This is a genomic window from Alteromonas sp. 14N.309.X.WAT.G.H12 (genome assembly GCF_036697315.1).
Taxonomy (GTDB): domain Bacteria; phylum Pseudomonadota; class Gammaproteobacteria; order Enterobacterales; family Alteromonadaceae; genus Alteromonas.
On record NZ_JBAHZB010000038.1, the window covers coordinates 31210 to 32386 of the forward strand.

Below are 1177 nucleotides of genomic sequence, written 5' to 3' on the forward strand. Positions count from 1 at the left end.
TCTGGGGCAGTTGGTAGCCGATGACTTGTTTCGACAGGAACTATACTATCGCTTAAATGTGCTCAGTTTAGTGCTGCCCACCCTTAAAGAAAGAAGACAGGATATTTTGCCATTGGCGGAGTCATTTATTCTGCAACATAGCAGTAAGCTAGGACGTCGTCCGGCGAAATTGAGCAAATCCAGTGTGGCGTTTTTACAAGACTATCCGTGGCCAGGCAATGTGAGGCAGTTGCAAAATGCATTGTTTCGCGCCTTGTCACTGCTTGATGGGAATGAAATTACAAAAGAAGATATACAACTTCCCAGTTGTGCGCCCAGCGTCAATTTTATTGATGAGAACTTCGATGGAACACTGGACGAGGCGGTGAAAAAGTTTGAACGTGATTTGTTAAAGCGGTTATATCCCACTTACCCAAGTACCCGACAGTTGGCCAAGAAACTTGGACTTAGCCATACGGCCATTGCCAATAAGTTGCGGGAATACGGCATCAATAAAACCACTGTAAAGTTATAAATACGCCCTGTTAACCCCGCTTTACATTTTTAATCTGCAAGATTGCTTGTAAGGCCTGTGTATATCCCAAAGGGATCACGGGCTGCACTGGCGTTAGTCCTTTCATTTATCTTGATGTGCAAATTTCTATACGGATCCCCTTCTAACCTAAGGGATCCCTAATTGCGCCTGCGCTATTCCTGTTTCATCCAAATTGATGTTTATTGATGTAACTAAAATGTTAATGGTAGGGGCAAAGATGATGAGATCTGAAATATTCGCTAATCCTTTAGGTACCGACGGCTTTGAATTTGTGGAATATACCGCCGCCGATGAAAAGGGGATCGCTGATCTTAAACAGTTATTTATGGGTCTGGGTTTTGCTGAAATAGCCAAACATCGTTCTAAACGGGTTTGGCTATTTCGGCAGGGTGATATTAACTTTATCGTTAATGCCGAACCTGCGTCTCAGGCCGAAGCCTTTGCCAAATTAAGAGGGCCCAGTGTCTGTGGTATGGCCTTTCGGGTAAGGGATGCCGGTGCGGCATTACACCACGCCCTTAACAATGGAGCACATCAATTTAGTGGTAACCTCGGGCCCATGGAGCTGAATATTCCTGCGGTGTACGGTATTGGGGAAAGTACCTTGTACTTCGTCGATCGCTATGGGGATGACAGTATCTA

General features: G+C 45.0%; 1 protein-coding gene and 1 pseudogene. Both read left to right on the plus strand.

Features of this window, described 5'->3' with window-relative positions:
* Window positions 1–514 (plus strand): TyrR/PhhR family helix-turn-helix DNA-binding protein (locus V5298_RS11450; RefSeq protein ID WP_332931585.1); only part of this gene is annotated, 514 nt, incomplete at its 5' end.
* Window positions 515–755: 241 nt separating this feature from the next.
* Window positions 756–1177, plus strand: a pseudogene (locus V5298_RS11455) (4-hydroxyphenylpyruvate dioxygenase); the annotation flags it as partial.